A 26,403-nucleotide genomic window follows, 5' to 3' on the forward strand; every position below is an offset into this window, starting at 1 on the left:
CGCGGGCCGCACGTGACCGCGTTCGACGCCGCCGAGCGGGACGTGCCGGCCGCGGTGGCCGAGCGCAATCTGGCCGGCGCGCGCGAGGACGTCTACTGGTGGGACACGGCCGAGGCGCCCGACGCGCTGCCGGGCTTCGGTAAGCCCGGTGCCATGGCGTCCCCGGCGGCGAACACGGCGGACCTCGCCGTCGTCGGCGGCGGTTACACGGGCCTCTGGGCCGCGCTCATGGCCAAGGAGCGCGACCCGGAGAAGGACGTGCTGCTGCTGGAGGGGCACCGCTGCGGCTGGGCGGCCTCCGGACGCAACGGCGGGTTCCTCGAACCATCGCTGACGCATGGCGAGTCCAACGGCGAACAGCACGCGCCGGCGGAGAACGCCCGGCTCGCCGAGCTCGGCGCGATCAACGCACGCGAGATCGCCGAGACGATCGAGCGCTACGGGATCGACGCCGACTACCAGCCCACGGGCGAGCTGATCCTCGCCTCCGAACCGCATCAGGTCGACGAACTGGCGGCCGAGGCCGCCGCGACCGGGGGCGAGCTGCTCACGGGCGGAGCCCTGCGCTCCCGGCTCGACACGCCGCTCTACCGGGCGGGGCTCTTCGACCCGGACGGGTCGGCGATCGTGCACCCGACCCGGCTGGCCTGGGGGCTGCGGCGCGCCGCGCTCGAGGCGGGCGTGCGGATCGTCGAGCACACGCCGGTGCGCGCGCTCGAGGCCTCGACGGGGCGGGGGAACCAGCCGGTGCGGCTGCGCACGGACGGGGGCGACGTCGTCGCACGCCAGGTGGTGCTGGCCACCAACGTCTTCCCCGCGCTGATCAAGCGGCTGCGCTGGTACACGGTCCCGGTCTACGACCACGCGATCGTGACCGAGCCGCTGACTCCGGAGCAGGAAGCGTCGATCGGGTGGGCGGGGCGCGAAGGACTGGCGGACATGAACAGCCGGTTCCACTACATCCGCCCGATCGACACCCCGGAGGGCCTGCGCATCCTGGTCGGCGGGTACGACGCGCTCTACCACTTCGGCCGGAACATGAGCGAGCGGTACGAGCACTCACCGGAGACCGCGCGGCGGCTGGCTCAGCACTTCGCGGCGATCTTCCCGCAGCTTTCCGACGTGCGGTTCTCGCACAGCTGGGGCGGGGCGATCGACACGTGCAGCCGGTTCTTCAGCTTCTTCGACCTGTCCCACGGGGGCCGGGTCGCGTCGGCGGCCGGGTTCACGGGCCTCGGCGTGGCGGCGACGCGCTTCGCGGCGAACGTCATGCTGGATCAGCTCTCGGGCGAGCGCACCGAGCTCACGGAGCTGGAGATCGTGAAGAAGAAACCGCTGCCGTTCCCGCCGGAACCGCTGGCCTGGCTGGGCGTGAAGGCCACCACGGCCGCCATGATCCGCTCCGATCGGAACAAGGGCCGGCGCGGGCTCTGGCTGCGCACGATGGACAAGGTCGGGATGGGTTTCGACTCCTGAGACGCGGCGTGCGGCGGCCCCACCGGAGTCTTCCGGCGGGGCCGTCGCACGCAGTTAATCCGCGGTTCAGCCCGCCGCTTCCTCGCCCCGCTAGCGTGGCCTGAGACGCCGGGTTGAGCGCTCCCGAAGATCTGCGACCGTGTCGTTTCGGCCGGCGTCGTCCCGTATGGGATGCTTTTCCTCTGCCACGACGAGGTGGCGTTCTCCTTCCGGGCCGTTGTGCGCCCGCCGGGCGGGCGCGTCGAGCTTCGCCGGGCGTGATTCCACACCAGGTCCGGCCCCGGCCGCGCCGCAACCGCAGGAAGGATTGAGAGATGACCGAAGTGGTCCTCGAGACGATGATCGGCGAGTCCGATGCCCAGAGACTGGTGCGCACGAAGGCCCCGTCCTTCCGGCTGGTGCGCTCGGAGCTGACGTACCGCCCCTACAGCGGTTTCGTGCACCGCCTCGACCTTCCGCGGGGCCGCTCCCGCCGGGTCCACACGCTTGTCGACCGCTTCAACGGCAAGGCCTCCGTGACCGGCCCGTGGCAGACCGCCGCAGCCCTGGATCCTCGCGGCCGCAGGCTCGATGAGCCCCAGTGGGGCTCGCTCTCCTTCGCGGAGGCCCGCCGACGGGCACTGAAGGCCCTCGCCGCTGCAGCCCCGCCCCGGCAGGCACCCGCCGCTTCCTCGCGACCGGTCGACGAGCGCCTCGGGCACCCCACGGTATGGAAGCCGGGCTGGGTGCTCGACGGCGTCGTCGGCGGCCGCGACGTGCGGATCTTCGTGGACGCCGTCGACGGCCATTCGGTGGTCGACGACGCCTGAGGCGCACGCGCCCGGCGGCGACGCAGAAAAGCCTGAGCTACTGACGTGAGCCGGAGGATGATCTCTAGGCTCAGGTCTGCAACTCAGGCTTTTCCGTCGGAACGGATTAGTCGGCGATGTAGAGCAGGCGCTTGTTGACGAACTCGTCCATGCCCAGCGGTCCGAGCTCGCGGCCGAAGCCGGAGCGCTTGACGCCGCCGAACGGCATCTCGAAGGACTCCGCACCCGGGGCGTTGACGTTGGTCATGCCGACCTCGAGCTGCTCGGCAATCTTCCGGGCGCGCTCGGTATCAGCGGAGAAGACGCTGCCGCCGAGGCCGAACTCGGTGTCGTTGGCGAGCTTGAGCGCCTCGGCGTCGTCGGCGACCTTGTAGACCGCGGCGACGGGACCGAACAGCTCCTCGCTATAGGCGCGCATCTCCGGGGTGATCCCCGTGAGCACAGCCGGCGAGTAGTAGGAGGCCGGGCCGTCGTGCAGCTCGCCGCCGACGTGCAGCGTGGCGCCCTTGGAGACGGCGTCCTGGACCTGCTCGTGCAGCTTCTCGGCGGCGGCACGGGAGGACAGCGGGGCGAACGTGCCCTCGGCCTCGTCGGCCGGGTCGCCCGGGGTCAGGCCCTTGGCCTTGGCCACGAGGCCGGCGACGAAGTCGTCGAAGATGCCCTCGGCGACGATCATGCGCTTGTTCGAATTGCAGGCCTGGCCCGTGTTCTCGATGCGCGTGGCCCACGCGGTGTCGACGATCTCGGAGACGTTGTTGCTGTCGAGCACCACGAACGGGTCGGACCCGCCGAGCTCCATGACGGACTTCTTCAGGTGCTTGCCGGCCAGCGAGGCGACGGCGGAACCGGCGCGCTCGGAGCCGGTGACCGAGACGCCCTGGATGCGCGGGTCGGCGATGATGTCGGCGATCTGCTCGTGCGTCGCGAACAGGTTCTGGTAGACGCCGGCCGGGACGCCGGCGTCGTCGAGCAGCTTCTGCATGGCCAGGGCGGAGCCCGGGACCGTCTCGGCGTGCTTGAGCAGGATGGTGTTGCCGAGCACCAGGTTCGGCGCCGCGAAGCGGGCGATCTGGTAGTACGGGTAGTTCCACGGCATGATGCCCAGCAGGGGGCCGACCGCGCGGCGCTGGATGATCGCCTTGCCGCCGATGAAGGACTCGATCTCCTGATCGGCCGTGAACTTCTCGCCGTTGTCCGCGAAGTACTTGAAGATGTCGCCGCAGAACTCGGCCTCGCCGATGCTCTCGGAGAGCGGCTTGCCCATCTCGCGGGTCGCGATGCGGCCGAGTTCTTCCTTGCGCTCGTAGAAGAGTTCGGCGATCTTGTGCGCGATCGCGACGCGCTCCGCCATGGGGCGCGCGGCCCACTCGACGTAGGCGGCCTGGGTGGTCTCGAGAGCGGCGGCGACGTCGGCGTCGGTCGCGGTCTCGAAGGTTTCCTCGACCTGGCCGGTGGCCGGGTTCAGGATCTTGTACTGCAAGGCGGTGGAGTCCGTCATGAGAGTTCCTTTCTCGCTGCTGGGGGCCGGCCCGGGCGGGTACTGCGCCGCCCCCTTGCCATCCGGGGTGGCCGGGCCACTAAAATGAAGCCTATTCATTTACTGATACGAATGTACCGTGTCCACCGGCCGCTTGTGAACCCGTTCACGCCATCGTAGGGAGTTTTAATGACGCCGTCGAAGGATTCGCCGCGACCCGCCGGGGCGGGGCGGGCGCCCGGCGTCGAGCCTGCGCGCCGGGCCGGGCGCCCGACGACGGCGGTGCTCACCCCGGCGGGCATCACCGCCGCTGCGATCCGGCTGATCGAGGTGCAGGGCGCCGAGTTCAGCATGACGGCGCTCGGGCGCGCGCTCGGCGTCGCCCCGTCGGCCCTCTACAACCACGTGGCCGGGCGTGACGGGCTGCTCACACTCGTCCAGGACGAGCTCATGGGCCACGTGGACGTCTCCGGGTTCGGCACGAGCCACGTCGTCGTGGCACTGCGCCGCTGGGCGGAGAGCTACCGGCAGGTCTTCGCCCGGCACGAGGCGATGGTGCCGATCATCGCGGTCCTGCCGGTCACCGGCTCCCCGCGCACGGTGGACATGTACGAGCTCGTCGCCGAGCATCTCATCGCCGCGGGATTCCCGGCGGCCGACGTCATGCCCACGATCGTCGCGTTCGAATCCCTCGTCTTCGGCTCGGCGATGGATACCAACGCCCCCGAGACGATCTTCGACACCTCCGGGCATCCCCGGCCCACTCCGTCCTTCGACGAGGCGCGCCGGGCCCAGGCCGCCACGGGCACGCCTTCTGCGGACGCGAGCTTCGACTGGGGGCTGGAACGGCTCCTCGCCGGCGTCGAGGCAGGCCTGCCGAGCGAGGCCTGATCCCGCCAGCTCCGGGCGATCCCCCAGGCCGGCCTCAGGGTCAGCCCCTCCCCCGGGATGAGCCGCGCGTCACCGGCACGACCGGCGGGCTGACAACCGGAGCCCGGCATTCGAGCCCACCGGAGGACGCGCACACCCGGTGCGCTTCCATAGCGTTGAGGCATGATGAAAAACCAGTCCTCGACCCAGACCACCACCGCTTCCGACATCAGCGCCCGCGCCGCCCACCCCGCCGGCACGGGCCGGCGTCGTCCGCGCCGAGTGCTGCCGCTGCTCGCGCTGGCGGCCGTCCTGCCGCTCGCGCTTTCGGCGTGCGGATCGTTCGATCTGAACGACAAGTACGACGACGCCGCCTCCAAGACAGCCCCCACGAGCGAGGAGGGCAAGTCCGACGGGCTGCTCGCCGGCTGGGTCCCGGACGGCGGCACCGACGTGAAGGTCGAACAGCGCTCCACCGGCCACGAACGGCTCATGACCATGGCGTACGACGGCGACCTGCCCAACACGTGCGCCGCGATCGCGACCGCGGGTGAGCCGACCGACGCCGAGCTCGAGGCCAGCTACGGCACCGACAACCGCGTGAAGGACATTGACCTCGCGGACCTGGACACGAAGCCGACGCTGACCGCCGACTGGTGGCCCGCCGGTCAGGAAGCCAAGACGACCCACTTGTGCGGACGCTGGTGGGTGTCGCAGGAGGACGGCAACCTCTACGCGTTCGCGCCGGACGCCCGCCAGATCAGCGACAAGGTCAGGAGCGAGCAGGCGGCCGCCGAGTAGCCCGAGCCGGCGTCGGTCCGGGTCAGCCGTCCTGGACGGTGAACTCGATCCGGTGCCAGCCGCTGGCACCGTCCGGCACGGGGTCGGCGCGTTCGCTCGTCTGCAGCTCCCCGTCGCCGTCGGTCGCGCGCACCGTGACGCTGTGCCGCCCCGGTGTCGCGCCGTCCCACGCGAAGGACCACTGCCGCCACGAGTCGGCGCCGCCGTCGGCGGCCAGCGTCGCGGCCTGCCACTCGCCGTCGTCGATCTGGACCTCCACCGCGGAGATCCCCCGCTGCTGGGCCCACGCCGTCCCGCCGATCATGACCTCCCCGGCCGGAACCGAGGCGAAGGAACGCGGGACGTCTACGCGCGAGGCCAGCTTGATGGGCCCCTCCGCCGACCACCCGCGATCCGTCCAGTAGGCCGAATCGTCGGCGAAGCGGGTGACCTTGAGGTCTTCGAGCCACTTGGTCGCGGAGACGTAGCCGTAGAGCCCGGGCACCACCATCCGCACGGGGAAGCCGTGCTGGGCCGGGAGCGGCTCGCCGTTCATGCCCACGGCGAGCAGGGAGTTCCTCTCATCCGTCAGCGCCTCGATCGGGGTCCCTGCGGTGAAGCCATCCACGCTGCGGGAGAGCACCATGTCGGCGGACGGGTCGACGCCGGCCCGCTCGAGCAGCCGTCTCACCGGCACGCCGAGCCACCGCGCGTTGCCGGCGAGGTCGCCGCCGACGGGGTTCGAGACACAGGTGAGCGTGACGTCTGCTTCGACAAGGTCCTCGGCGAGAAGTTCGTCGAAGCCGATCTCGATCTCCTGCTCCACGAGCCCATGGATCCGCAGGCGCCACGTGGACGGGTCGATCCGCGGCACGGACAGGGCCGTGTCGATGCGGTAGAAGTCGTCGTTCGGGGAGACGAACGGCGGCATGCCGGGCACCGGACTGGAGACCCCGTCCGGCAGCGCCGGGGCCGCGACCGCCGGCGCGGGCAACCGGATCGCGTCGCGAACCGCGGCGATGCCGCTGCGGGCGCTCGAGGCGGCGCGCCCGGCGACGAGAAGTGCCACACCCACGACGGCGGCGCCGGCGGTGCCGAGCAGGAAGCGGCGACGGCCGGTCGCGTCGTCGGCGGCTGCCTCGACGCTCCCGCCAGCTGCCCGCTGCGCGAGGCGCGCGAGGGCCCAGAGGACGACCGCACCGGCGACGGTGCCGACCAAGGTCGGGACGACGTCGATCAGCGTGGTGCCGGAGCGGGAGACGACCACCAGGGAGGACCCGATGCCGAGGATCACGACGGCGCCGAGCGCCGCCGAGCGGTGCTTGCGCGCGAGCAGACCGATCCCGGCGGCCAGGATCAGCACCACCAGGAACATCGTCGCGAAGAGCGCGATCTTGTCGTAGATGCCGAACAGCGCGATCGCGGCGTCCTTGACCCACGGCGGGATGATGTCGATGAAGGCCCCGCCGATGGAGACGAGCGGCGCCGACGCCGCGGCGAAGAAGACGGAGAGTGCCTCGGCCGTACCGAGGAGGACGAGGGCGGCGGCGATGCCCGAGAGCATGTAACGCCATCCGGAGCGAAATACGTGTGCCATGTCGATGACCCCTTGCGATGTCAGTGGGTCGGCACCGGTGCGGACTAGAGTTCGCTGAGCACGATCGGATCGGTGGTCGGTTGCTCTGACCCGGTCGCTGGCTCGACAGTGATGCCGATGTGGGTGATGCCCTCCATGGGGCCCTCGAGGATCTTGCTTTCAGCGCCGGATGCTTCCGCTTCGGATAGCATGCCGGCGGGTGCTGCCCCGTCGTCCGAGATCAGCCACAGCTCGTAGGCGCGGCCTTCAGGGAGTTCTGGCAGGTTGGATGACGCAAGGACCATGACGCCCTCTTCAGCGGAGTAGCTCAGATGAATCATGCCGCCGCTCGAGGACGGGGCGTTGGTCATCTTGGCGTCGGAGGCGGTCATGATCTGGCCGACCATCTCCTGGTAGCGGGCCGTGTCCGCCAGCAGCTGCTTCGTCTCGTCCAGCTCGTTCTGCTGGACCATGACGACTCCGGTCAGGACCCCGCTCGAGAGCAGGAGTACCGTGGCCGCCGCGGCGAGAATCCGCGTGGACTGCTGCTTGCGACGGAAAGCGTCGAGTGAGACCACGTCGTCCCCGGGCGATTCCTGCTCGGGCGCGATCTCCCGCTGTTCCAGGGGCGCTGGCGAGGCGGCGGGAGCGGCGTGTTCTGCCGCCGCCGGTTCGTCCACGCCGTCGTCCTGCTTCGGCATCGGCGGCAGCTGCCGCGTCTGCTTGATCGCGGACATGATGTCTTTCTTGAGACGCGGCGGCGGGGTCTCGGAACCAGCGGCAGCCGCGAGATGCGTGGCGGTCTCGGCGAGACTCCGCGCTTCTTCGGCGGCCTCAGGGTTCTCGTCGAGGTAGGCCTCAACCTCTGCCCGCTCGGCGTCCTCGAGGGCGTTGAGGGCCCAGGCGCCCGTCGATGAATGCTTGTGATCGCTCATTACGCCACCCCCAACCTGTCTCTCAGTATGATCATTCCGTCGCGTATGCGAGTTTTTACGGTTCCCAGCGGTACCTGAAGCAGGGTCGCCACCTCCCGGTGCGTGTAACCCCCGTAATAGGCCAGCCGGATCGCGTCCCGCTGCATTTCAGTCAGCGTCTCCAGCGCTTTGAGCACGCGGTCGACGTCGGCCCTCAACACGGCGACATCTGCGACATCGTCCGTGGTCTCCTGGAATTCCTTGATGCCCTGGGCGAGGTCCCGCTTGTTGCTCGAGACCGTCGCGCGGACCTTGTCGACGGCCCGGCGATGGGCCACCGTGCAGATCCAGGATCTCGCGGAGCCCCGGTCGGCGTCGTAGCGCGTCGCGTGCTGCCAAACCTCGACGAAGACTTCCTGGAGGACTTCTTCGCTGAGATCCGGGTCGCGGACGACCCGTTTGATGAGACCGAAGACCAGAGCGGCGGAGTCGTCGTAGAGCGCTTCGAAGGCGTCTTCGTCGCCGAGCGAAACGCGGGCGAGAAGATCGTTCAACGTCGCGGGCTCGGAGTCGTTCCGCGCAGTACCGGGCAGTTTCATTACCCCCATAGTTTCATATGAGGCGTTCATGACCGCTCCGACCCCTCTCCACTTCTGTCCGTGTCGCCCACGTCACGTACTGACTGGGCGGAGACCACGGGTCCCGGAGCATGCACCCCGGGACCCGTGCCGCTCGCGAGTTCCTACATGTCGTCCGAGGCCGGCATCAGGACTTCGTCGACCAGGTAGACGGTCGCGTTGGCGGTCTGGACTCCGCCGCAGATGACGTTGGCGCCGTTGACGGTGAGTTCGTCACCCTCTCCGGCGACCTCGACGGTGCCGCCCTGAACCGTGGTCTGCTCGCCGACGATGTCGTCCGGAGCGATCTGCCCGGGGACCACGTGGTAGGTCAGGATCGTGGTGAGGGTGTCGGCGTCGCTGACAACACCGTTCAGGTCGTCCTCGGGGATGGCCGCGAAGGCGTCATCGACCGGGGCGAACACGGTGAACTCGTCGCTGTTGAGCGTGTCAACCAGGTTGACATCCTCGTTCAGCTCGCCGGAGACGGCCGCGGTCAGGGTCGTCAGCAGCGGGTTGTTCGAGGCCGCGACGGCCACCGGGTCCTGAGCCATGCCGGCAACCGAGCCGTCACCCTCGGGAACCTGCTCGGCGTAGGCCGCACAGCCGGGGCCGACCAGGTTGGCCGCCGGATCCATCTCCTCGGCCTCCTCCGTGGCGGGAGCCGAAGAGCTCATGTCCTCCGCCATCGGGCTGGAGGACGACATGTCGTCCGGAGTGTCGCCCGAGGAACAGGCGGCGAGGGCGAAAGCAGCGGTGGCGAGGACGCCGAAGACGGGAAGGAAGCGATTGTTCTTCATGACATTTCTCCTTGGTTGTGTGCCAAACAATGGCGTGTGCGAATTTCTCGACGGGTACCGACCGTGCTGTGGCCGGTACCCGAGCTTGGGACCTCAGGCCGTAGCGGCGTGGAGGTTCTTCCGGCGCCCGAGGATCAGTCCTAGGGCGACCATGCCGATGCCGAGTCCGAAGTGCAGGACGTTGTCGGCACCATTGACCGGAACGAAGTTTGCGGGGCTGCCGTGCGGCACCAGGACGCCGTAGACGCCGAGGACCAGGTAGACGACGCCGCCCCAGACGAGGTAGCGAATGGCCCCCGCGTTTCCGCGCCCTGCGGCGATGCCGAGAACACCGAAGAGCAGGTGCACCACGTTGTGGAGCACGGAGACCTGGAAGAGGCCCAGAAGCATGGCCTCGGAGTGGTGGGAGGCGAACGTGAGGTCGCCGATGTTGCTCGTGATGCCGGGAACGAATCCCAGAACGCCCACCAGCAGGAAGACCACGCCGACCGTGCGAGCTGCGAGTGCAACTGCGGACCGTCGCGTCACCTGAGCTGCGGAACTGTTCATCGTGTGCTCCTTTGTCGATGTGTTGTCACCGCCGTTGCGCGGTCACATGAACAATTCGGAGCGGACGGGGAATCGGATTGGAGAATTCGCAAAGTTTTTTTGCGGTGTCCACATCCGCGACGTCAGCGCGCCCCGGGACGTGACCCTGACCCCGAACTTGACCTTGACCCCCAGGGCAAGGTTTAGCGTTGGCAGCAGGAGGTGGACATGCTGATCGGAGAACTGGCGCGTCGGGCGCAGGTGACGGTGAAAGCCGTCCGTTATTACGAGAGCATCGGTCTGTTGGAACCGGCTCGCATGGTCAACGGGTACCGCTCGTTCGACCAGGACCATCTACGTGCGGTCACCGAGATCCGCGAGCTCTCCGCTCTCGGGATCCCACCGCAGAAAGCCGGACCGTTCCTCGAGTGCTTGGACCTCGGGCACGAGCGCGGCGATGAATGTGTGAGTTCACTGGCGGTGTACCGCGACACGATCGCTGACCTCAACCAGATGATCGGCGCCCTGGCGCGGCGTCGTGACGCGTTGCAGCAACGCCTCGACCGCAGTGCAGGGCTGGGCTTTCGGGACAACGCTCCGGTGACCGACATTCCGACTCTTCCCACTGGTCTCCCGGTTCCCGACGACGACGGCGGCGCGGCCCACCTGCCGGGGATGCTGCTGCCCGATCTGACGCTCCCCACCAGCGACGGCCGCAGCGCGCCGCTAAGCACGCTGGGCGCGGGGCGGTCCGTGATCTATCTGTACCCCCTGACGGGCCGGCCGGGGGTCGACCTGCCGGACGGGTGGGACGCGATCCCTGGAGCTCGCGGCTGCTCCACCGAGGCCTGCGATTTCCGCGACCACTTCGATGAGCTGCGTGCAGCCGGAGTGGACCAGGTCTTCGGCCTGTCCAGCCAGGACGCCGACTACCAGGCCGAGGTCGTGGAGAGGTTGCGGCTGCCATTCGCCATGATCTCCGACGAGGACTTCGCCCTCGCCGATGCGCTCGATCTGCCAACGTTCGCCGCTGCCGGGCACGAGCGCCTGTACGCACGCCTCACGCTGATCGTTCGCGACGGGGTGATCGAGCATGTCTTCTACCCGATCTTCCCGCCGAACGAGCACGCGCGGCAGGTCCTGCGCTGGCTGCGCGAGCACGCCATTCACTAACTCCTGCCCACTCCTCCCACCAGGCACGTCGTCGTGCACGCGCCCCCAGAAAACTGAACAGGAACACTCATGAACAGCCTCTTCACTGGCCTCAGCGCCTTCCCGCTTACCCCGCTGCACCACGACGTCGTCGATGAGGCCGCGTTCGTCCACCTGGTCCAGCACCTCGCCTCAGCCGGAGTGGACTCGATCACCGCGCTTGGATCAACGGGCTCTTACGCCTATCTCACGTCCGAAGAGCGGGCCCGGGTCGCCCGCCTCGCCGTCGAGCACGCCGGAGATACGCCGGTGTTCGTGGGCGTCGGGGCCCTGCGCACCGCACACGTCCTCACGCACGTTGAAAGTGCGGAGGCGGCGGGCGCCGCAGGCGTCCTGCTGGCGCCCATGAGCTATCAGCCGCTCACGGACGACGACGTGTTCGAGTTGTTCCGCACCGTCACCGAGCGCACCGACCTGCCCGTCATCGTCTACGACAATCCCGGTACCACGCACTTCACGTTCACCACCGAGCTCTACACCCGGATCGCGCAACTCGCCGGTGTGGCGTCGATCAAGATCCCCGCCTGCCCCGCCGACCCCGGGCAGGCACGCGAACATGTCGCCGCCATCCGGTCCGCGCTACCGAACCACGTCACGATCGGCATCTCCGGGGACGCGTCCGCTGCTGCGGGGCTGAACGCCGGCTGCGACGCCTGGTATTCGGTCATCGGCGGAACCCTCCCGCATCCAGCCGTGGCGATCGCCCGCGCCGCGCGTGAAGGCCGGGCGGACGAGGCGAGGACCACATCGGAGCGCCTCGCGCCGTTGTGGGGTTTGTTCGCTGAACTCGGCGGTTCCCTCCGCGTCGTCGCCGCGATCGCCGAACACCTCGGTCTCGCATCCGCGCAGTGCCTGCCGTTGCCGATTCAGGGCCTCACGAGCACCCAACGTGCACGAGTCATCGACGTGCTCGACGAGCTCGGTCTTGGGTAGCGACGGGACACCGCCCGGTTCCCGCGGGCGGTCGTGGGCGGTGGTGCGCTACGTCTTCGCCGCGACTCTAGTGCGCTCTGCCGACGGTGGCGCGGTGGTGGCGATCGTGCTCCTCTCGCATGCCGCGGGTCAGCCAGGCTGGGTCTCCGGCCTGTTGGGCGCGTCGATCACCGCTCCCCACCTGCTCGGCCCCTTCATCGCGCGCCGCCTCGACACCGCCCACGACGGGCGGAAAGTCATCGCCGTTTCTGCGCTGGCTCACGGCCTCCTCCTCGGTGCGGCAGCGCTTGCACTGCCCGTGACCTGGCCGATAATCCCCGCGGTGTTGCTGGTCCTCTCGGGGCTGTTCGGCCCCATGCTTACGGGAGGCGTCAGCAGCCGGCTCCCGTCGATCGCAGGTCCATCGCAAAGGAGCCAACGCAGGGCACAGAGCTGGGACGTCGCCAGCTACGGCATCAGCGGCACGCTGGGGCCAGCGGCCGTCGCATCCGTCGCTGCGTTGAGCGGGCCGTTGCCGGCGACGCTCATGCTCGCCGGCGCGGCAGTGATCGGCGCCGGCGCGGTCATGGCCCTGCCCCGGCAGCAGGAACACGTCGTCGCCACCGATGTCCCGTCTCCCCTGCGGACCCTCGGGCTGATCGTGCGGTCGGGGCCGCTGCGGCGCACGCTCGGGCTGACCGTCGTGGTCGCATTCTCCGTCGCCATGCTGCCGATCTACGCCGTGTCCATCGCGCCGCACCTCGGCGCGCCGGCACTGGCGGGCACACTGGTCGCCGGCTACGGCGTCGGCAGCCTCGCCGGCTCGGCGCTGCTGATGATCTGGCCCCTGCGCGGCGACGCCGATCGGCTCACCGTGCTCCTCGCCGCCGCCGTCGCATGCGCCCTACTCCTCGTCATCCCCGCCCAGAGCCTTGCGACGGCCATCGCAGTCTTCACCCTGGCGGGGATCGCCAACTCCTTGTTCTTCGCTGCAACCCTGGCCGCCCGCAGCGAGTACGCGCCGGTGCTCTCGCGCGGCCAGGTGTTCATCTGGGTGGGCGCGCTCAAGATCGCTGCGGGTTCTGCCGGCACCGCGGTTGCCGGCACCCTGATCACAGGTTCCGCTTGGTTGCCGCTCACCGCCGCGGCGGGCATGTGCGGCCTAGCGGCCGCAGTCACCGCCTTGGGAAGACGTGGGGACCAGCGCTCGGCCTGACCGCTGCGGAAGCGGCCGGAATGCGCCCGCGACCCGTCGAACCGTTCTCGGAATATCGGGGCGGGCTCCGGAGTTGACGCAGGCGTGAAGAACATCGGCTTCCTGTCCTTCGGTCACTGGACCGACCACCCGCAATCCGGCACGCGCAGCGCCTCGGACGCGCTGCTGCAGGCGATCGATCTCGCGGTCGCCGCTGAGGAGCTCGGCGCGGACGGCGCGTACTTCCGCGTCCACCACTTCGCGCAGCAGTACGCCTCCCCGTTCCCGCTGCTCGCGGCGATCGGTGCGAAGACCAGCCGGATCGAGATCGGCACGGGCGTGATCGACATGCGCTACGAGAACCCGCTCTACATGGCCGAAGACGCCGGCGCCGCGGACCTGATCTCGGGCGGGCGCCTGCAGCTCGGCATCAGCCGCGGCTCACCCGAGCAGGTCATCGACGGCTGGCGCTATTTCGGCTTCGAGCCGGCCGAGGGTCAGTCGGACGCCGACATGGGCCGCGCGCACACCGAGCGCCTGCTGGAGGTACTCACCGGCAAGGGCTTCGCCGAGCCGAATCCGTCGCCGATGTTCCCGAACCCGCCCGGGCTGCTCCGCGTCGAACCGCACTCCCCTGGGCTGCGCGATCGCATCTGGTGGGGCTCCGGCTCCACGGCCACCGCCAAGTGGGCGGCGAAGCTGGGCATGAACCTGCAGTCCTCCACCCTCAAGGACGACGAGAACGGCAAGCCCTTCCACGTGCAGCAGGCTGAGCAGATCGAGGTCTACCGGCAGGCATGGAAGGAGGCCGGCCACGAGCGCACGCCGCGCGTCTCGGTCAGCCGCAGCATCTTCGCACTCACCGACGAGCGCGACTGGCAGTACTTCGGCCGCGACCGGTTCAGCTCGGACCAGGTGGGCAACATCGACGAGAAGACGCGTGCCATCTTCGGCCGCTCCTACGCGGGCACCCCGGACGAGCTCGTCGCCACGCTGGCCGAGGACGAGGCCGTCGCCGCCGCCGACACCCTCCTGCTCACGGTCCCGAACCAGCTGGGCGTCGACTACAACGCCCACGTCATCGAGTCGATCCTCAAGCACGTCGCGCCGGAACTCGGCTGGCGCTGAGGCGCCCGCCGCTCAGGACGGCGAAGAGAGCACGACGTCGTCGCTCGCCGATCCTGCGCGCCATCCCGGGCGCGCAGGGTCGGCCACGACTACTCGGCCGTGCCCGTGACCGAAGCCGCAACGACGGCCCCGGTACCGTCCGCGACGATGCCGTTGAACCGGAGGGCGTCGACGCCTTCGAGGGGTTCGCCAAGTTCCACGGGTTTCACGGTCCCGTCGCATTCGACATCTGCGGATGCGCCGCGGTCTCCTGAAGATCCACTCTGCGTGGTGAAGTCGAAACTGATCGTTCCGTTGCCGAAGCAGACGACGTTCAGGCCCTCGATCGTGGCCCCGGACGGATAGTCCAGCGTCACGCCGTCCTCGTCGCCCGGCGGCGAATCCTCCGGGCTCACGCGCAGCCAACCCGACCCGAGGTACCCGTCGTCGTCCTCTGCTGCCTCGACGAAGTCGCCCGCCTGGCCCGAGGCCGTCTCCCAATCGGGCTCGTCGGGCGAAGCGCAGGACACCAGGCAGACGGCCAGTGCAGCTGCAACGAGGAGTGGGATGCGACGATGCGACATGTGCGTCAGCGTATCAATCCGCTGGCCCGCTCCGATTAGTGGCACTCTTCAGGTCATTACCAATAATTGGTACTCTTGCTCCATGGCGTCAAACACATCCATCAGCCTCGATGAGCACTTCACAGAATTCCTCACGCGCGAAGTCGCCTCGGGGCGCTTCCGGTCCGCGAGCGAGGTTGTTCGCGCCGGCCTCCGGCTCCTCGAAGACCAGGAGACTCAGATGGCCACCCTGCGCGCAGCGCTCGTTGCCGGCGAGCAGAGCGGTGATGCCGAGACCTTCGATTTCGACGCATTCATCGCCTCCAAGAAATCGTGAATCGCTACCGACTCACTCCAGCCGCCCAAAACGATCTCGCCAATATCTGGGACTACAGCGAGGACCATTGGGATGCACGCCAAGCCGAGATCGACATCCAAGATCTCCGGGTAGCGATCGAACGTGTTGCCGAGGATCCCTCACGGGCGCGTCGCGTAGATGACATACGTCAGGGGTACCTTCGCTACTCGGCAGGGAGTCATCTGGTGTTCTTCACCGAGAACGCCGGCGGAATCGACGTCATCCGAATTCTCCACCAACGTGTGGACCCCACCCGACACTTCTAGAGGCCGACCCTGGCGCACTTGGCCTCATCGAAAACACTGCCCCGTAGCCGCCGAAGGCTCTCTACTCTGCGTCGAGCTCTCGTAGAACGTCGCGGACGCGTTCGGCCTCGGCGGGAATCTCCGCCTCGAGCGCCTGCCAGATGATGCTGTAGTCAACAGCGTGATACTCATGCGCCACGAGATTGTGCATGCCTTTCATAGAACGCCAGCGCACTTCGGGGTAAGCCACAATGAAGCTGTCCGGCAGGCGCGAGACAGCCTCACCCAACTTGTGAACGATCGCCTCGGATGCCAACTGCAGCGCCTCATCGCCGTCGTAGGCGACACGACCACGCTTCACCAATCGACTCGCTGTCCCCGACGAAAGCCACAAAATCTCGCAGAGTAACGATCACACGCTCTGCGTCAGGACCTGCAGAGCGGGATAGATGCTCGGGGTCCGGGCTCCCAGCTCTTGCGCGGCGATGGGTGGCCACGCGACTTCGGCCCGCCAAACTCGTTCGCTGCCCAAAACGACCGTCCTCCGCATTATGAGTAACTGACTTACTCATCATGCCGTGCACTTCCGTTTTGAGTAACGCCTAGCCATCACCTCATGGATAGCGTGCGAACCAGGCATGTGCCGGTAGATCCCGCAGCTGCGGATACCGCCCCCCGGACGTCCCGGGTCAGGCCCGGCTGGGGGTGACCGGCGGCTCGGCCGACCACGGGAAAACGATCCACTCGTCGGTACGGCGCCACACGAAGTCCGGGTCGACGACCGACGCGGACTTCGAGTAGAGCACGGCGCTGCGAGCCTCAGCACCCTGCCCGCGGAGAATATCCAACACGAGCGCGAGGGTCCGACCGGAGTCTGCGACGTCGTCGACCACCAGCAGGCGCTTGCCTTTGATCGCGTCTTCGTCGAGCATCGGCGCCAACAAGACCGGGTCCGGGAGGGTCTCGTGGACGTCGGTGTAGAACTCCACGTTGATGGCGTCGGCCAGCTTCAGGCCCAGCGCGTAGGACAGGGAGCCGGCCGGGAGCAGCCCCCCGCGCGCGACGGCAATCACGATCTCAGGACGGAAGTCGCTGTCAGCGATCTGCTGGGCGAGCTCGCGCGACGCGGTGCCGAACAGGTCCCAGGTCAGGACCTCCTTGGTGGGCAGTTCGGCGGAGTCGGCGTGGTGGGCGAGATTCATCGTGGTCCTCGAAGGCTCGGGGCCGCTTCGTGGGGCGGCGTCTGAAGTGCGGATTGCATCGATGGTACCCGCATCGCCCGCATCCGGGTCCCGCCGCCCGGCGGCATTCGCGACGCTCCGAGCAGCCGGGCCCGCACCTGCACCCGGAAGCCGTGGCATCTACGATGGACTGGATGCACGGAACAGAGACGGCCCCACGACTCCACTGGATGGACTTCCTCCGGGGCATCGCGGTGCTGCTCGTGGTGGTCATGCACACCAATGAGCACAGCGGGGTGCCACTCGAAGGGTGGGCGGAGGCCAACGAGTACCTCGCGCCCTTCCGCATGCCCCTGCTCATGTTCCTCTCAGGCGTGCTGTTGGACCGTTCCCTGGCCAAGCCGATTCCGACCTACGCGTGGGGCAAGATCGCCGCCATCGGCTGGCCCCTGCTGGTGTGGCTGGTTCTCTACGGCGTGTTCGTCGACCAGGGGTTCGGCCTTCCGGCGGACCTCAGCGCCTACATACTCAACGGCAACTACCTCTGGTTCCTCATCGCGCTTCTGGCCTGCTACGCCGCCGCGATCGTTTTCAAGCCGCTGATCCCGGCCCTTCCCGTCATCCACCACTGGCTCTATCTCGCCGTCTTCGCGGGCCTCGTCGCCGTGTGCGCCGTGAGCGGCATCGAGCCGGGTCTGGTCGGCAACACGCTCTGGTTCGGCGCGTTCTTCTTCCTGGGCGCGTGGGCCCGGCACTACATCCCACGGTGGATCAACGCCCCCGCGTTGCTCTCCGTCCCGGTACTGGTCCTCGTGGCTTTCGCGTCCATCGCAGCGGTGCCGCGGGGCGACCTGATCTTCGGCAGCCCCGTCGGCGCGGGCCTGTCCCTCCTGGGCATCGCCGTGATCGTCTGGTTCGCCCCGCGCCTGCCCGGATCCGCCTTCTACTCTTTCGTGACGTGGTGCGGGCGCAGCTCGATCGTGGTCTACGTGGCGCACTTCCCGATATTGGTGCTGCTGCGGGACACCGTGCTGTCCGCGGTCACGCTGCCGCAGGCGGCCCACGTGCTCGTGCTGACAGCGGCCACGCTGGGGATCACCTTGTTCTTCGTGTGGGCCCGGCCGTGGACACCCTGGCTGTACGCCCTGCCGCGGAGGCACCGCCCCGCGGGACCGGATCGCAGGGCGGTCTGAGAGCAGGCCGTCGCTACGCCTGCGCCACCGCTTCGCGCTCGGCTCCCGCGGCCAGCCCGAGGTCCTCGAGCAGGAACTCCGCACCCTTCTCGCCGATGAGGATCGACGGCGCATTCGTGTTGCCGGTGGTGATCTTCGGCATGATCGACGCGTCGATGATGCTCAGGCCGTCCAACCCTTTCAGGTTCAGCCGCGGGTCCACGACGGCGCCATCGTCAGCACCCATCCGGCACGTGCCGACCTGGTGGTGATAGGTCACCGCGTTGTTGCGGATGTACTCGACCAGCTCCTCGTCGCTGCGCACCTCCGGTCCCGGGTACACCTCGACGGCGCCCCACCCGTCGGCGAGCGCCGGCCGGGCCAGGATGTCGCGGCACTGCTTGAGCGTGAAGAGGAACGCGTCGATGTCTTCCCGGTCGGTCAGCGCGCCAAGGTCGATGCTGACGGCGTCGTCGAGCCCGGGCCCCGTGAGCCGGATCTCGCCGCGGCTCGTCGGGGACACGATGCCCGAGTGCAGCGTGAACGCGGGCCCGTCCACGGGCTCCATGCCCGGCGAGTACATCGGCACCGAGAAGAAGATCGGCTGCGTGTCCGGCACGGTCTTCTCCGGGGACGACTTCGCGAAAAGGTGCGTCTGCGACACCGAGGTGCCGGCTGGTGGCAGCGGGATGTCCCGCGCGGTCGCGCCGATCACGGGTGCGAGCAGGTGGTCGTGCAGGTTCTTGCCGACCTGCGGGGAATCGAGCACGACGTCGACGCCCGCCTCGGCGAGTTCACCCGCCGGGCCGATGCCCGAGCGCAGGAGGATCTGCGGGCTGCCGAGCGCGCCGGCGGCGAGGACCACACGGTCCGCGCGGGCCTTGAACATCGCGCCGTCGGCGCGGTAGCGGACTCCGACGACGGCGTCGCCCTCCACGATGAGCGAATGCACTTCCGCTCCGGTCACGATCCGCAGCTTCTCGCGCACCGGTTTGAGGTAGGCCTTCCACGTGTTGATGCGCTCGCCGCCGCGGATGTTGACCTGCTCCTTGGAGACGCCGTCGAGCGTCTCGCCGTTGTAGTCCGGATTGAACGGGACGCCCGCTTCGACGGCGGCGTCGAGGATGGACTGGTGGATCTCCTCGAGCGGGTAGTCGTTGTCGACCGGGATCGGCCCGCCGGTCCCGTGAAGTTCGGTGGCGCCGCCGGAGAAGTCTTCCATGGCCTGGTAGACGGGCAGGACGTTCTTCCACGCCCAGTCCTCGCCGCAGGTCTCGGCCCACCCGTCGAAGTCCTCGGGCGCGCAACGGACCCAGATGGTCGCGTTGAGTGCGTGGGATCCGCCGAGGACCTTGCCGCGCGGCAGGTGCATCGGCTTGCTCGCAGTGCCCGCCATGGGAACGGTGTAGTAGTCCCAGTCGTCGGGGCTGTGCCAGAGTTCCCCGAGCCGGCCGACGTCGTGGATGGCCGGATTGGAGTCCTCTCCCCCGGCTTCGAACAGGGTGACGTCGACTCCGGCGTCGACGAGCCGGCGGGCGACGACGGATCCGGCCGAGCCGGCCCCGACGATGATGGCTGTTGTCCTGGGCATGCGTGTCCTCTCCTCTCTGCGTGCGTCGACGAGTCTCATCTCGACTCTCCTCCCGCACCGCAGCCTCGCATTGTGACGTGCGGCACAGTTTTTGACTCTCCGCGCACGCTCGCGGGGCCATGCCGGTTTCTGGCACACTGGGTTCATCAACCGGAGGGGACCCCGTGAAGCTGAAGAACCGCCCGTCGAAGCACTCGACTGTCCTGCCCGGCGGGCAGATCCTGGACCGCATCATGCGGCTGCTCGTCGCCTCGGTGGCCGCGGGGCTCATCTACGGGCTGTTCACCCGCGCCACCAAGATCGCGTGCGTCGGAGGCGTCAACGCGGACGGCGAGTACATCGACTCATCCGGGAACGTCATCGAAACGACACCGAGCTGCCTGACGCTCACTCTGGGGCCGAGCGGCTGGGTCTACCTGATGATGGCGCTCACCGCGATCGTCCTGCTCAGCCGCGCCATCCAGAACTCCCCCAACGAGGCCACGGCCGTGCACCTCATCCGGTGGGCCGGGATGATCGTCCCCACCCTCGCCATCGCGTCCCTCGTGATCAGCATGGCCTCGTTCATGCTCGTCCGCGTCAACGACTGGGCCCCCGGCGACGACTTCGCGTATTTCGTCCCGTTCGGCTCGGTGGAGCTGGAGATCAACGACTCGCCCGTCACGTCCGATCCGTAGAACGACGTCATCCCGCCACAGCACGCCGGGACCCCGTGGAATGATGTTCGCGTGAAGAACGGACACGGCACCACGAACACCTCCGACGCGATCGACTTCGCGGTCATCGGGGCCGGGATCGCCGGCGCGTCGACCGCCTGGCGACTCGCCCAGGCTGGCCACTCCGTTGCGCTGCTCGACCGCGACGAACCGGCCAGCGCCGCCGGCTCGTCGCACGGGTCCGCCCGGATCCTGCGCTACGGCTACGCGGACCCCCTGTACGCCCGCCTCCTCGCCGAGGCGGAGACCGGCTGGGCCGAGCTCGAGACCGCCCACGGCTCACCCTTGATCACGCGCACCGGCTGCGTCGACGCCGGCGAGGGGCACGACACCACCCGGCTCGCCGAAGTCTTCACCGAGACCGGGGTCGAGCACACACTCTTCTCACCCGAGGAGGCCGCATCCCGGTTCGGCGACCGGTTCGCCTTCGGTACCGAGGCACTCTGGCACCCCCGCGCGGGCGTGCTCGACGCTCAGTCGACCGTGCACGCGATGGTGCGCGCCGCCGTCGAACACTCCGCGACGCTGCTGACCGGCTGGGAGGTCGCGTCCGTGACCCGGCGGGGAGCCGGGTACCTGATCACCGCGGCCGACGGGCGCGCACTGTCGGTGCGCCACGTCGTCGTCGCCGCGGGCGGCTGGCTGCCGCGGCTGCTGGGCGGGCTGGGGCTGCCGACGTCGTTCACCCGGGCGCTGCCGGCGTTCGAGGTGCGACAGGAGTCCGCGTTCCACTTCCCCTACCGCGAGGAGCCGGCGGAGCCGTGGCCGACGAGCATCCACATGATCGAGGGGATGATCGTCTACACGCTGCCCGGCGGGCGTGACGCCGGCTACCGCGGCCAGAAGGTCGCCGAATTCAACGGGGGCCCCGTCATCGGCGACGCCTCGCGGCAGGACGGCAGGATCACCTCGGAGCATCGGCAGCGGATCGTCGACTACGTGGGCACGTTCCTGCCGGGGCTCGTGCCCGAGCCCTACGCGGAGACCACGTGCCTGTTCACGAACACCCCGGACGAGGACTTCGTGATCGACACGCATGAGAGCATCACCGTGGTCTCGGCGTGCTCGGGTCACGGCGGCAAGTTCGCCCCACTGCTCGGCACGCTCGCGGCCGGCCTGGCCACCGGCGAACGGGACGTTCCGGCGCGGTTCCGCCCGTCGCGATGACTGCTGTTCGCGCCGGCCGCGCCGGAGACCTAGGATGTTCGCCAAGGCGGACGGCCTGCCCACACGCACCGGAGCGAGGATCATCATGAGCGAGCAGTTGAACGTGGCCTTCATCAAGGCCGGATGGCACGGGGACATCGTCTCCCAGGCCCTGACCGGGTTCACCGAGGACATGGAGGCCTCCGGCGCCGCCTGCGCGCTCGACGTCGTCGACGTGCCCGGCGCCTTCGAGATGCCGCTGCAGGCCATGCGCCTCGCCGCCACCGGGAAGTACGACGCGATCGTCGCCGCGGCCCTCGTCGTCGACGGCGGCATCTACCGCCACGACTTCGTCGCGCAGGCCGTCGTCGACGGTCTCATGCGCGTCCAGCTCGACACCGACGTGCCGACCTTCTCCGTGAGCCTGACCCCGCACCACTTCCAGCCCACCGAGGAACACCAGACGTTCTACTTCGAGCACTTCGTCAAGAAGGGCGCCGAGGCGGCCCGCGCCGTGCGCGGCATCGCCGCACTCGCCCCGAAGGGCTGAACGCACGACGACGGCGCCCTGCCGCCGCCCGCACCGTCGACCGGTTAGCGGGGCGCGTGGGCCTCGGCGCAGGCGCCAAGTTCCACGCTGACCCGCAGTCCGCCGGACTCCCGCGGCTCAAGGCGCAACTGCCCGCCGTGCGCCCGGACGATGCGCTCGACGATCGCCAGGCCCAGCCCGACGCCCGAGTCATGGCTGCGCACACGCTCGGCACCTCGCCTGAACGGTTCGGTGAGCGTGGATACCAGCTCCGCGGAGAGCCGCTCCCCGGTGTTCTCCACGATCAGGACGACGGCGTCGGGTCCCGCCGCGGTCCTGACCGTGACGACTCCGCGGCTCGGCAGATTGTGCACGAGGGCGTTGTGGAGCAGGTTCGTCACCATCTGCATCAGCAGGGCGCGTGATCCGACCGTGCGGGCGACGTCGCCGGTGACGCGGACGTCGATGCCGCGCTTCTCGGCCAGCGGCAGCAGCGTCTCAGTCGCTTCCTCCGCCAGCAGGGACAGGTCAACCGCCTCGCGCGCCAGGATTCCCTGGTCGGCCCGGCTGAGCAGGAGCAGTGCCTCGGTGAGGTCGATGGCCCGCGCGTTGACGGAATGGAGGCGCTCCAGCACGGCGTCGATGTCCCGCTCAGGATCGTTGCGAGCCACCTCGAGGAGCGTCTGTGAAATCGTCAGCGGGGTGCGCAACTCGTGCGAGGCGTTCGCGGCGAATCGCTGCTGCTCTTCAACGTGGGCCTCCACTCGGGCCAGCATCGTATCGAAGGCGTCCGCCAGGTCACGGAACTCGTCCCGCCTCCCTTCGAGAGCGATCCGGTGTGAGAGCGACCCCAGAGCAGCCTTACGGGCCGCGCCCGTGATCCGATTCAGGGGCCGCAGCATCCGGCCGGCAAGGATCCAACCACCCAACAAGCTGATACCGAGGAGGAAGAGCATGGCAAAGGCCGCCGCCGGCGCGAAGGCCCGCCAAAGATCGGAGCGATTGGGCACGAACCCTCCGAGCACCGGGATCGCGCCGTCGGGCACGTAGCGCAGCAGGAACACCCAGACCACGCCCAGGAGCAGCGCTCCGGAGAGCATCAGGAACCCGGCATAGCTGAACGTGAGTTTGAGGCGGACGCTGACGCCCGGCGCCCGGCGAATCTGCGGCCGGCTAGGCATGGCGCGCCCCGTCGCCGACACCGGCCGCCTCGATGCGGTAGCCGACGCCGGGCACCGTGGCGATGAGGCCCGGCTCGCCGAGCCGCTTGCGCAGCGCCGAGACGGTGATCCGCACGGCGTTGGTGAAGGGGTCGGCGTTCTCGTCCCACGCCTGCTCCAGGAGGGCCTCGGCGCTGACCACCCCGCCCTCGGCGGCCACGAGGACCTCGAGCACCGCGAACTGTTTGCGGGTCAGCGCCACGTACCGGCCCTCGCGGTAGACCTCGCGCCGGAACGGGTCGACTCGCAGCCCGGCAAGTTCGCGGACGGGCGGCCGGTGATGCGACCGGCGGCGGTCCAGGGCACGGAGCCGGAGGACCAGCTCCTTGAACTCGAACGGCTTGGTCAGGTAGTCGTCCGCGCCGAGCTCGAATCCGGACGCCTTGTCGTCCAGGCGGTCGGCCGCGGTGAGCATGAGGATCGGCATCCCGCTGCCCGAGGCGACGATGCGCCGGGCGATCTCGTCCCCGTTCGGCCCCGGGATGTCCCGGTCCAACACGGCGATGTCGTAGGTGTTGACACCCAGCAGCTCGAGCGCCGTCGCGCCGTCACCTGCGATGTCTGCCGCGATCGCCTCCAGCCGCAGGCCGTCACGCACGGCCTCCGCCAGCTGGGGTTCGTCCTCGACGATCAGCACTCGCATGCTCCGATACTACGGGCGGGGGTATATCGTCCGCGTATCTAAAACTGCATACGCCCCGGCAACACGACCCCGCCTTGACTGGCTCCATGACAAACCGTGCACCCGAACAGATCACCGTCGGGCCGAACCGCCGGCTGCTGATCCTGACCGTCGCCGTGTCTCTGAGCGTCTTCTTGGCGATCCACCTGCTCTCATCGCCGGCCGCCCCCGCCCCCGCGCCCGCAAAGGACGACGGCGTCGTGCCGCCTGGCGTCAGCGTCTTCGACGACCGCTATCCGGCGGTGTCGAAACTCGACCCGGAGTTGCTCGCAGCGATCCGCCGGGCGGCCGAGGACGCCGCCCGCGACGGCGTCGAATTCACGGTGAACAGCGGCTGGCGCTCGGCGGCCTATCAGAACCGCCTGCTCCGGGAGGCCGTGGCGGACTACGGCTCGGAGGCCGAGGCCGCCCGCTGGGTGGCCACGGAGACCACCTCCGCCCACGTCGCCGGCGATGCCATCGACCTGGGACCGATGGCGGCCACGGACTGGTTGGCCCAGCGCGGCGCCGCCTACGGCCTCTGCCAGATCTACGCCAACGAGTCGTGGCACTACGAGCTCGTCCCCGAGGCCGTGCGCACCGGCTGCCCGCAGATGTACCCGGATCCCACCCACGACCCGAGGATGCAGTCGTGACCGCCGCGCTGACCCCGCCCACCTTGCAGACCCTCCCGGACCCGATCGCGGCGAACGTCGTTCGTGCGCGGAGCCGGACCCGCGCCCGACTCATGGCTGTCGTCAAGGCGGACGCGTACGGCCACGGGGCCGCGCCCGTGGCCCGGGCCGCCGTCGCCGCCGGCGCCTCGTGGCTCGGCACCACGGACGTGGGCGACGCCGTCGCGATCCGGGCCGCCGGCCTGCGGACCCCGATCCTGACCTGGCTCAACCCCTCTGGTATCGACGCCGAGGCGTCCGCGGCGCACGCGATCGATGTGGCCGTGGGCTCCGTCGACGAGCTCGAGACCCTGCTGCTGCAGCGCGCCCCCGCTGCCGTTCGCGTGCACCTGCATGTCGACGCCGGCATGGCTCGGGAGGGCTGCCCGGAACGCGAGTGGGAAACGCTGATCGCGCGGGCGCGCGCCGCACACGTGGACGGCAGGATCGAGGTTCGCGGTCTCATGGGCCATCTCCCCTCCGCCGACCGCGGTGATCCCGCCGCCAACGCGCCGGCCGTCGAGCGCATGCGCCGGGCAAGAGCCGCCGTCGTCCGCGCGGGGTTCGGCCCGCTGCTCGCGCATCTCGCAGCGACGTCGGGAACTCTCACGGATCCGGCCACGCACCTCGACATGGTGCGCGTGGGTGCCGGACTGGTGGGCATCGATCCCTCAGGGCGGACCGCGTTGACCGGCGCTTCCAGACTGACGGCCCCCGTGGTGCACAGCCGCGCTGTCGCGGTCGGCACGGCGATCGGCTACGACGGCTCGCACGTGACCACCGCGGAGACGCATCTGAGCGTCCTGCCGCTCGGCTACGCGGACGGGATCCCCCGGGAGATCTCCCGGGACGCGTTTGTGGAGATCGAGGGCCTCACTCACCGCATCGTCGGCCGGGTCTCCATGGATCAGATCGTCGTCGACACCGGCCCCCGACGATACGCTCGCGGCACCACCGCCACGGTCTTCGGCCCCGGTGGCACTACTGCCCCCACCATTCACGATTGGGCCCGCTGGTCCGGGTCCATCGCCCACACAATCGTCACGGGCATCGGAGCCCGCGTCAGAAGGAGCATCGCATGAGTCGCCACGTAGTAGTGATCGGTGGAGGCAGCACCGCCGAACACGAGGTCTCCCTGGGAACGGCCGCCGCCGTCGAGCACGCCCTGAGCGCCAGCGGATTCACCGTCACCTCCGTCACGATCGGCCGCGACGGCCGCTGGTCACAGGATGCGGCTCCGCTCGGCGCTACGCCGTCCGATTCTCTCGCGGCGGCGCTGCCACTCATCGAAGGGGCCGACGTCGTCTTTCCAGCCATCCACGGCGTGGGCGGCGAGGACGGCACTCTGGCGGCCCTGTGCGCACTGCTCCACAAGCCCGTGGTTGGATCCGGGCTACGGGCCGGAGCGATCGGGATGGACAAGTGGGCGACGAAGGCGGCGGCGCAGGCGCTGGGCATCCGCACGGCGCCGGGCCGGCTCATCACTGCCGAGGCGGTGGAGGACGTCGACTTCGAACGCCCGGTCGTCGTCAAGCCGGCGTCGGCCGGATCCAGTTACGGCGTGGGGCTGGCCGAGGACGCGGCCCAATTCCGGGCGGCGCTGGCCGAGGCGAGGCGCTACGACGACCGGATCCTCGTCGAGGACGTCGTCGTGGGGCGCGAGATCGACGTCGCCGTCCTGCGCGAGGCCGACGGGCGAAGGTGGGCGCCGCCGCCGCTCGAGATCCATGCGCAGGGCCTGTTCGATACCGCCACGAAGTACGACGGATCCGCGCGGTTCGTCGTCCCGGCCGACCTGACCGAGACGGACTGCGGCGCGCTGACGCGGGCGGCGCTGGCCCTCTTCGACGCGCTCGGCTGCGCCGGAGTAGCCCGGCTGGATTTCTTCCTCACACAGAACGGTCCGGTTCTCAATGAGATCAATACGATGCCGGGCATGACCGCCGAGTCCCAGGTGCCCCGGATGTTCGCGGCCGCCGGCGTGGGCTACGAGGACCTCGTCACGCGCCTCGTGGCCGCCGCGACGGTACCCGCGGCACCCGGCACGGTCTTTTCGCCGGACCGCGGCTGATAG

29 protein-coding genes are annotated in these 26,403 nt (G+C 69.2%); 17 read left to right on the top strand and 12 right to left on the bottom strand.

Annotated elements, in window-relative coordinates:
* Window positions 1–12 precede the first annotated feature (12 nt).
* Together EV380_RS11020 and EV380_RS11025 are read left to right on the top strand one after the other, a co-directional pair.
* Complete coding sequence (locus EV380_RS11020) at window positions 13–1,476, top strand: NAD(P)/FAD-dependent oxidoreductase (protein WP_423219047.1); 1,464 nt, start codon at window positions 13–15, stop codon at window positions 1,474–1,476.
* Window positions 1,477–1,790: 314 nt separating this feature from the next.
* Entirely contained in the window at window positions 1,791–2,285 is a 495-nt protein-coding gene (locus EV380_RS11025) for a hypothetical protein (protein WP_130451175.1), read from the top strand.
* A gap of 106 nt (window positions 2,286–2,391) precedes the next feature.
* Here the strand turns inward: EV380_RS11025 and EV380_RS11030 are convergent, their stop codons facing one another.
* Entirely contained in the window at window positions 2,392–3,783 is a 1,392-nt protein-coding gene (locus EV380_RS11030) for an NAD-dependent succinate-semialdehyde dehydrogenase (RefSeq protein WP_130451176.1), read from the bottom strand.
* Window positions 3,784–3,951: 168 nt separating this feature from the next.
* Here EV380_RS11030 and EV380_RS11035 point away from each other — a divergent pair, with 168 nt between their 5' ends.
* Window positions 3,952–4,653 (top strand): TetR/AcrR family transcriptional regulator, encoded by a 702-nt coding sequence (locus EV380_RS11035; RefSeq protein ID WP_130451177.1) that lies wholly within the window; start codon window positions 3,952–3,954, stop codon window positions 4,651–4,653.
* Window positions 4,654–4,815: 162 nt separating this feature from the next.
* Window positions 4,816–5,433, top strand: a complete 618-nt coding sequence (locus tag EV380_RS11040) for a hypothetical protein (RefSeq protein ID WP_130451178.1) — start codon at window positions 4,816–4,818, stop codon at window positions 5,431–5,433.
* A 22-nt stretch (window positions 5,434–5,455) separates the two neighbouring features.
* On the opposite strand, the gene EV380_RS11045 is transcribed toward EV380_RS11040, so the two are convergent.
* The 5 genes from EV380_RS11045 to EV380_RS11065 all read right to left on the bottom strand — a co-directional run bounded on the left by EV380_RS11045 (window position 5,456) and on the right by EV380_RS11065 (window position 9,868).
* Entirely contained in the window at window positions 5,456–7,009 is a 1,554-nt protein-coding gene (locus EV380_RS11045) for a molybdopterin-dependent oxidoreductase (protein ID WP_130451179.1), read from the bottom strand.
* A gap of 44 nt (window positions 7,010–7,053) precedes the next feature.
* Window positions 7,054–7,923: an anti-sigma factor gene (locus EV380_RS11050; protein ID WP_130451180.1), complete on the bottom strand. Its 870-nt coding sequence runs from the start codon at window positions 7,921–7,923 to the stop codon at window positions 7,054–7,056.
* Window positions 7,923–8,501, bottom strand: coding sequence for an ECF RNA polymerase sigma factor SigK (gene sigK / locus EV380_RS11055; protein ID WP_207219405.1), 579 nt, complete (start codon window positions 8,499–8,501; stop codon window positions 7,923–7,925). The genes EV380_RS11050 and sigK overlap by 1 nt, the downstream gene beginning before the upstream one ends.
* Before the next feature lie 143 nt (window positions 8,502–8,644).
* The gene (locus tag EV380_RS11060; protein WP_130451182.1) at window positions 8,645–9,319 is read right to left on the bottom strand and encodes a fasciclin domain-containing protein; all 675 of its coding nucleotides are present in this window, start codon (window positions 9,317–9,319) and stop codon (window positions 8,645–8,647) included.
* 93 nt (window positions 9,320–9,412) lie between these two features.
* On the bottom strand, window positions 9,413–9,868 hold the full coding sequence (locus EV380_RS11065) for a DUF4383 domain-containing protein (protein WP_130451183.1): 456 nt from the start codon (window positions 9,866–9,868) through the stop codon (window positions 9,413–9,415).
* Window positions 9,869–10,075: 207 nt separating this feature from the next.
* Here EV380_RS11065 and EV380_RS11070 point away from each other — a divergent pair, with 207 nt between their 5' ends.
* The 4 genes from EV380_RS11070 (at window position 10,076) to EV380_RS11085 (ending at window position 14,294) form a co-directional block, all read left to right on the top strand.
* Window positions 10,076–11,020 (top strand): redoxin family protein, encoded by a 945-nt coding sequence (locus EV380_RS11070; RefSeq protein ID WP_130451184.1) that lies wholly within the window; start codon window positions 10,076–10,078, stop codon window positions 11,018–11,020.
* 69 nt (window positions 11,021–11,089) lie between these two features.
* Entirely contained in the window at window positions 11,090–11,992 is a 903-nt protein-coding gene (locus tag EV380_RS11075; RefSeq protein WP_130451185.1) for a dihydrodipicolinate synthase family protein, read from the top strand.
* Window positions 11,949–13,187: an MFS transporter gene (locus EV380_RS16905; RefSeq protein ID WP_242607590.1), complete on the top strand. Its 1,239-nt coding sequence runs from the start codon at window positions 11,949–11,951 to the stop codon at window positions 13,185–13,187. The genes EV380_RS11075 and EV380_RS16905 overlap by 44 nt, the downstream gene beginning before the upstream one ends.
* 84 nt (window positions 13,188–13,271) lie before the next feature.
* On the top strand, window positions 13,272–14,294 hold the full coding sequence (locus EV380_RS11085; protein WP_130451186.1) for an LLM class flavin-dependent oxidoreductase: 1,023 nt from the start codon (window positions 13,272–13,274) through the stop codon (window positions 14,292–14,294).
* A gap of 89 nt (window positions 14,295–14,383) precedes the next feature.
* On the opposite strand, the gene EV380_RS11090 is transcribed toward EV380_RS11085, so the two are convergent.
* Entirely contained in the window at window positions 14,384–14,857 is a 474-nt protein-coding gene (locus EV380_RS11090) for a hypothetical protein (RefSeq protein WP_130451187.1), read from the bottom strand.
* 82 nt (window positions 14,858–14,939) lie between these two features.
* On the opposite strand from EV380_RS11090, the gene EV380_RS11095 reads away from it, so the two are divergent.
* Both EV380_RS11095 and EV380_RS11100 read left to right on the top strand, forming a co-directional pair.
* A complete protein-coding gene (locus tag EV380_RS11095; RefSeq protein WP_102159380.1) occupies window positions 14,940–15,173 on the top strand; it encodes a type II toxin-antitoxin system ParD family antitoxin in 234 nt (77 codons plus the stop codon).
* Window positions 15,170–15,460 (top strand): type II toxin-antitoxin system RelE/ParE family toxin, encoded by a 291-nt coding sequence (locus EV380_RS11100; protein WP_130451188.1) that lies wholly within the window; start codon window positions 15,170–15,172, stop codon window positions 15,458–15,460. Before EV380_RS11095 ends, EV380_RS11100 begins: the two co-directional genes overlap by 4 nt.
* A 61-nt stretch (window positions 15,461–15,521) precedes the next feature.
* Here EV380_RS11100 and EV380_RS11105 read toward each other — a convergent pair whose 3' ends face one another.
* Together EV380_RS11105 and EV380_RS11110 are read right to left on the bottom strand one after the other, a co-directional pair.
* The gene (locus EV380_RS11105; RefSeq protein WP_165391940.1) at window positions 15,522–15,800 is read right to left on the bottom strand and encodes a HepT-like ribonuclease domain-containing protein; all 279 of its coding nucleotides are present in this window, start codon (window positions 15,798–15,800) and stop codon (window positions 15,522–15,524) included.
* Window positions 15,801–16,128: 328 nt separating this feature from the next.
* Window positions 16,129–16,641 carry a phosphoribosyltransferase gene (locus tag EV380_RS11110; protein ID WP_130451190.1) on the bottom strand — a complete coding sequence of 171 codons (513 nt, stop codon included), beginning with the start codon at window positions 16,639–16,641 and terminating at the stop codon, window positions 16,129–16,131.
* 173 nt (window positions 16,642–16,814) lie between these two features.
* Here EV380_RS11110 and EV380_RS11115 point away from each other — a divergent pair, with 173 nt between their 5' ends.
* Window positions 16,815–17,813 (top strand): acyltransferase family protein, encoded by a 999-nt coding sequence (locus EV380_RS11115; protein ID WP_165391941.1) that lies wholly within the window; start codon window positions 16,815–16,817, stop codon window positions 17,811–17,813.
* Between the two features lie 13 nt (window positions 17,814–17,826).
* Here EV380_RS11115 and EV380_RS11120 read toward each other — a convergent pair whose 3' ends face one another.
* On the bottom strand, window positions 17,827–19,383 hold the full coding sequence (locus EV380_RS11120; RefSeq protein WP_130451192.1) for a GMC family oxidoreductase: 1,557 nt from the start codon (window positions 19,381–19,383) through the stop codon (window positions 17,827–17,829).
* 164 nt (window positions 19,384–19,547) lie between these two features.
* Between EV380_RS11120 and EV380_RS11125 the strand changes: the two genes are divergently transcribed.
* The 3 genes from EV380_RS11125 (at window position 19,548) to EV380_RS11135 (ending at window position 21,795) form a co-directional block, all read left to right on the top strand.
* On the top strand, window positions 19,548–20,060 hold the full coding sequence (locus tag EV380_RS11125) for a hypothetical protein (RefSeq protein ID WP_130451193.1): 513 nt from the start codon (window positions 19,548–19,550) through the stop codon (window positions 20,058–20,060).
* Window positions 20,061–20,111: 51 nt separating this feature from the next.
* The gene (locus tag EV380_RS11130) at window positions 20,112–21,266 is read left to right on the top strand and encodes an FAD-dependent oxidoreductase (RefSeq protein ID WP_207219406.1); all 1,155 of its coding nucleotides are present in this window, start codon (window positions 20,112–20,114) and stop codon (window positions 21,264–21,266) included.
* Between the two features lie 85 nt (window positions 21,267–21,351).
* Window positions 21,352–21,795 (top strand): 6,7-dimethyl-8-ribityllumazine synthase, encoded by a 444-nt coding sequence (locus EV380_RS11135; RefSeq protein ID WP_130451194.1) that lies wholly within the window; start codon window positions 21,352–21,354, stop codon window positions 21,793–21,795.
* Between the two features lie 44 nt (window positions 21,796–21,839).
* On the opposite strand, the gene EV380_RS11140 is transcribed toward EV380_RS11135, so the two are convergent.
* Both EV380_RS11140 and EV380_RS11145 read right to left on the bottom strand, forming a co-directional pair.
* On the bottom strand, window positions 21,840–22,955 hold the full coding sequence (locus EV380_RS11140; RefSeq protein ID WP_278030555.1) for a sensor histidine kinase: 1,116 nt from the start codon (window positions 22,953–22,955) through the stop codon (window positions 21,840–21,842).
* The gene (locus EV380_RS11145; RefSeq protein WP_130451195.1) at window positions 22,948–23,637 is read right to left on the bottom strand and encodes a response regulator transcription factor; all 690 of its coding nucleotides are present in this window, start codon (window positions 23,635–23,637) and stop codon (window positions 22,948–22,950) included. Before EV380_RS11145 ends, EV380_RS11140 begins: the two co-directional genes overlap by 8 nt.
* Before the next feature lie 86 nt (window positions 23,638–23,723).
* On the opposite strand from EV380_RS11145, the gene EV380_RS11150 reads away from it, so the two are divergent.
* The 3 genes from EV380_RS11150 to EV380_RS11160 are packed head-to-tail and all read left to right on the top strand — an operon-like array spanning window position 23,724 to window position 26,400.
* Entirely contained in the window at window positions 23,724–24,311 is a 588-nt protein-coding gene (locus EV380_RS11150; protein ID WP_130451196.1) for a M15 family metallopeptidase, read from the top strand.
* Window positions 24,308–25,411: an alanine racemase gene (alr, locus tag EV380_RS11155; RefSeq protein WP_242607591.1), complete on the top strand. Its 1,104-nt coding sequence runs from the start codon at window positions 24,308–24,310 to the stop codon at window positions 25,409–25,411. Before EV380_RS11150 ends, alr begins: the two co-directional genes overlap by 4 nt.
* Complete coding sequence (locus EV380_RS11160) at window positions 25,408–26,400, top strand: D-alanine--D-alanine ligase family protein (protein ID WP_130451197.1); 993 nt, start codon at window positions 25,408–25,410, stop codon at window positions 26,398–26,400. Before alr ends, EV380_RS11160 begins: the two co-directional genes overlap by 4 nt.
* Window positions 26,401–26,403: the final 3 nt, after the last annotated feature.

It is taken from the genome of Zhihengliuella halotolerans (assembly GCF_004217565.1).
Lineage (GTDB): Bacteria > Actinomycetota > Actinomycetes > Actinomycetales > Micrococcaceae > Zhihengliuella > Zhihengliuella halotolerans.

Bases quoted from the DNA above. Each gene is read 5' to 3' on its own strand.
- EV380_RS11025 (WP_130451175.1), top strand. From the start codon at position 1,791: ATGACCGAAGTGGTCCTCGAGACGATGATCGGCGAGTCCGATGCCCAG.
- EV380_RS11030 (WP_130451176.1), bottom strand. From the start codon at position 3,783: ATGACGGACTCCACCGCCTTGCAGTACAAGATCCTGAACCCGGCCACC.
- EV380_RS11035 (WP_130451177.1), top strand. From the start codon at position 3,952: ATGACGCCGTCGAAGGATTCGCCGCGACCCGCCGGGGCGGGGCGGGCG.
- EV380_RS11040 (WP_130451178.1), top strand. From the start codon at position 4,816: ATGATGAAAAACCAGTCCTCGACCCAGACCACCACCGCTTCCGACATC.
- EV380_RS11045 (WP_130451179.1), bottom strand. From the start codon at position 7,009: ATGGCACACGTATTTCGCTCCGGATGGCGTTACATGCTCTCGGGCATC.
- EV380_RS11050 (WP_130451180.1), bottom strand. From the start codon at position 7,923: ATGAGCGATCACAAGCATTCATCGACGGGCGCCTGGGCCCTCAACGCC.
- sigK (WP_207219405.1), bottom strand. From the start codon at position 8,501: ATGAAACTGCCCGGTACTGCGCGGAACGACTCCGAGCCCGCGACGTTG.
- EV380_RS11060 (WP_130451182.1), bottom strand. From the start codon at position 9,319: ATGAAGAACAATCGCTTCCTTCCCGTCTTCGGCGTCCTCGCCACCGCT.
- EV380_RS11065 (WP_130451183.1), bottom strand. From the start codon at position 9,868: ATGAACAGTTCCGCAGCTCAGGTGACGCGACGGTCCGCAGTTGCACTC.
- EV380_RS11070 (WP_130451184.1), top strand. From the start codon at position 10,076: ATGCTGATCGGAGAACTGGCGCGTCGGGCGCAGGTGACGGTGAAAGCC.
- EV380_RS11075 (WP_130451185.1), top strand. From the start codon at position 11,090: ATGAACAGCCTCTTCACTGGCCTCAGCGCCTTCCCGCTTACCCCGCTG.
- EV380_RS11090 (WP_130451187.1), bottom strand. From the start codon at position 14,857: ATGTCGCATCGTCGCATCCCACTCCTCGTTGCAGCTGCACTGGCCGTC.
- EV380_RS11095 (WP_102159380.1), top strand. From the start codon at position 14,940: ATGGCGTCAAACACATCCATCAGCCTCGATGAGCACTTCACAGAATTC.
- EV380_RS11110 (WP_130451190.1), bottom strand. From the start codon at position 16,641: ATGAATCTCGCCCACCACGCCGACTCCGCCGAACTGCCCACCAAGGAG.
- EV380_RS11115 (WP_165391941.1), top strand. From the start codon at position 16,815: ATGCACGGAACAGAGACGGCCCCACGACTCCACTGGATGGACTTCCTC.
- EV380_RS11120 (WP_130451192.1), bottom strand. From the start codon at position 19,383: ATGCCCAGGACAACAGCCATCATCGTCGGGGCCGGCTCGGCCGGATCC.
- EV380_RS11135 (WP_130451194.1), top strand. From the start codon at position 21,352: ATGAGCGAGCAGTTGAACGTGGCCTTCATCAAGGCCGGATGGCACGGG.
- EV380_RS11140 (WP_278030555.1), bottom strand. From the start codon at position 22,955: ATGCCTAGCCGGCCGCAGATTCGCCGGGCGCCGGGCGTCAGCGTCCGC.
- EV380_RS11145 (WP_130451195.1), bottom strand. From the start codon at position 23,637: ATGCGAGTGCTGATCGTCGAGGACGAACCCCAGCTGGCGGAGGCCGTG.
- EV380_RS11150 (WP_130451196.1), top strand. From the start codon at position 23,724: ATGACAAACCGTGCACCCGAACAGATCACCGTCGGGCCGAACCGCCGG.
- EV380_RS11160 (WP_130451197.1), top strand. From the start codon at position 25,408: ATGAGTCGCCACGTAGTAGTGATCGGTGGAGGCAGCACCGCCGAACAC.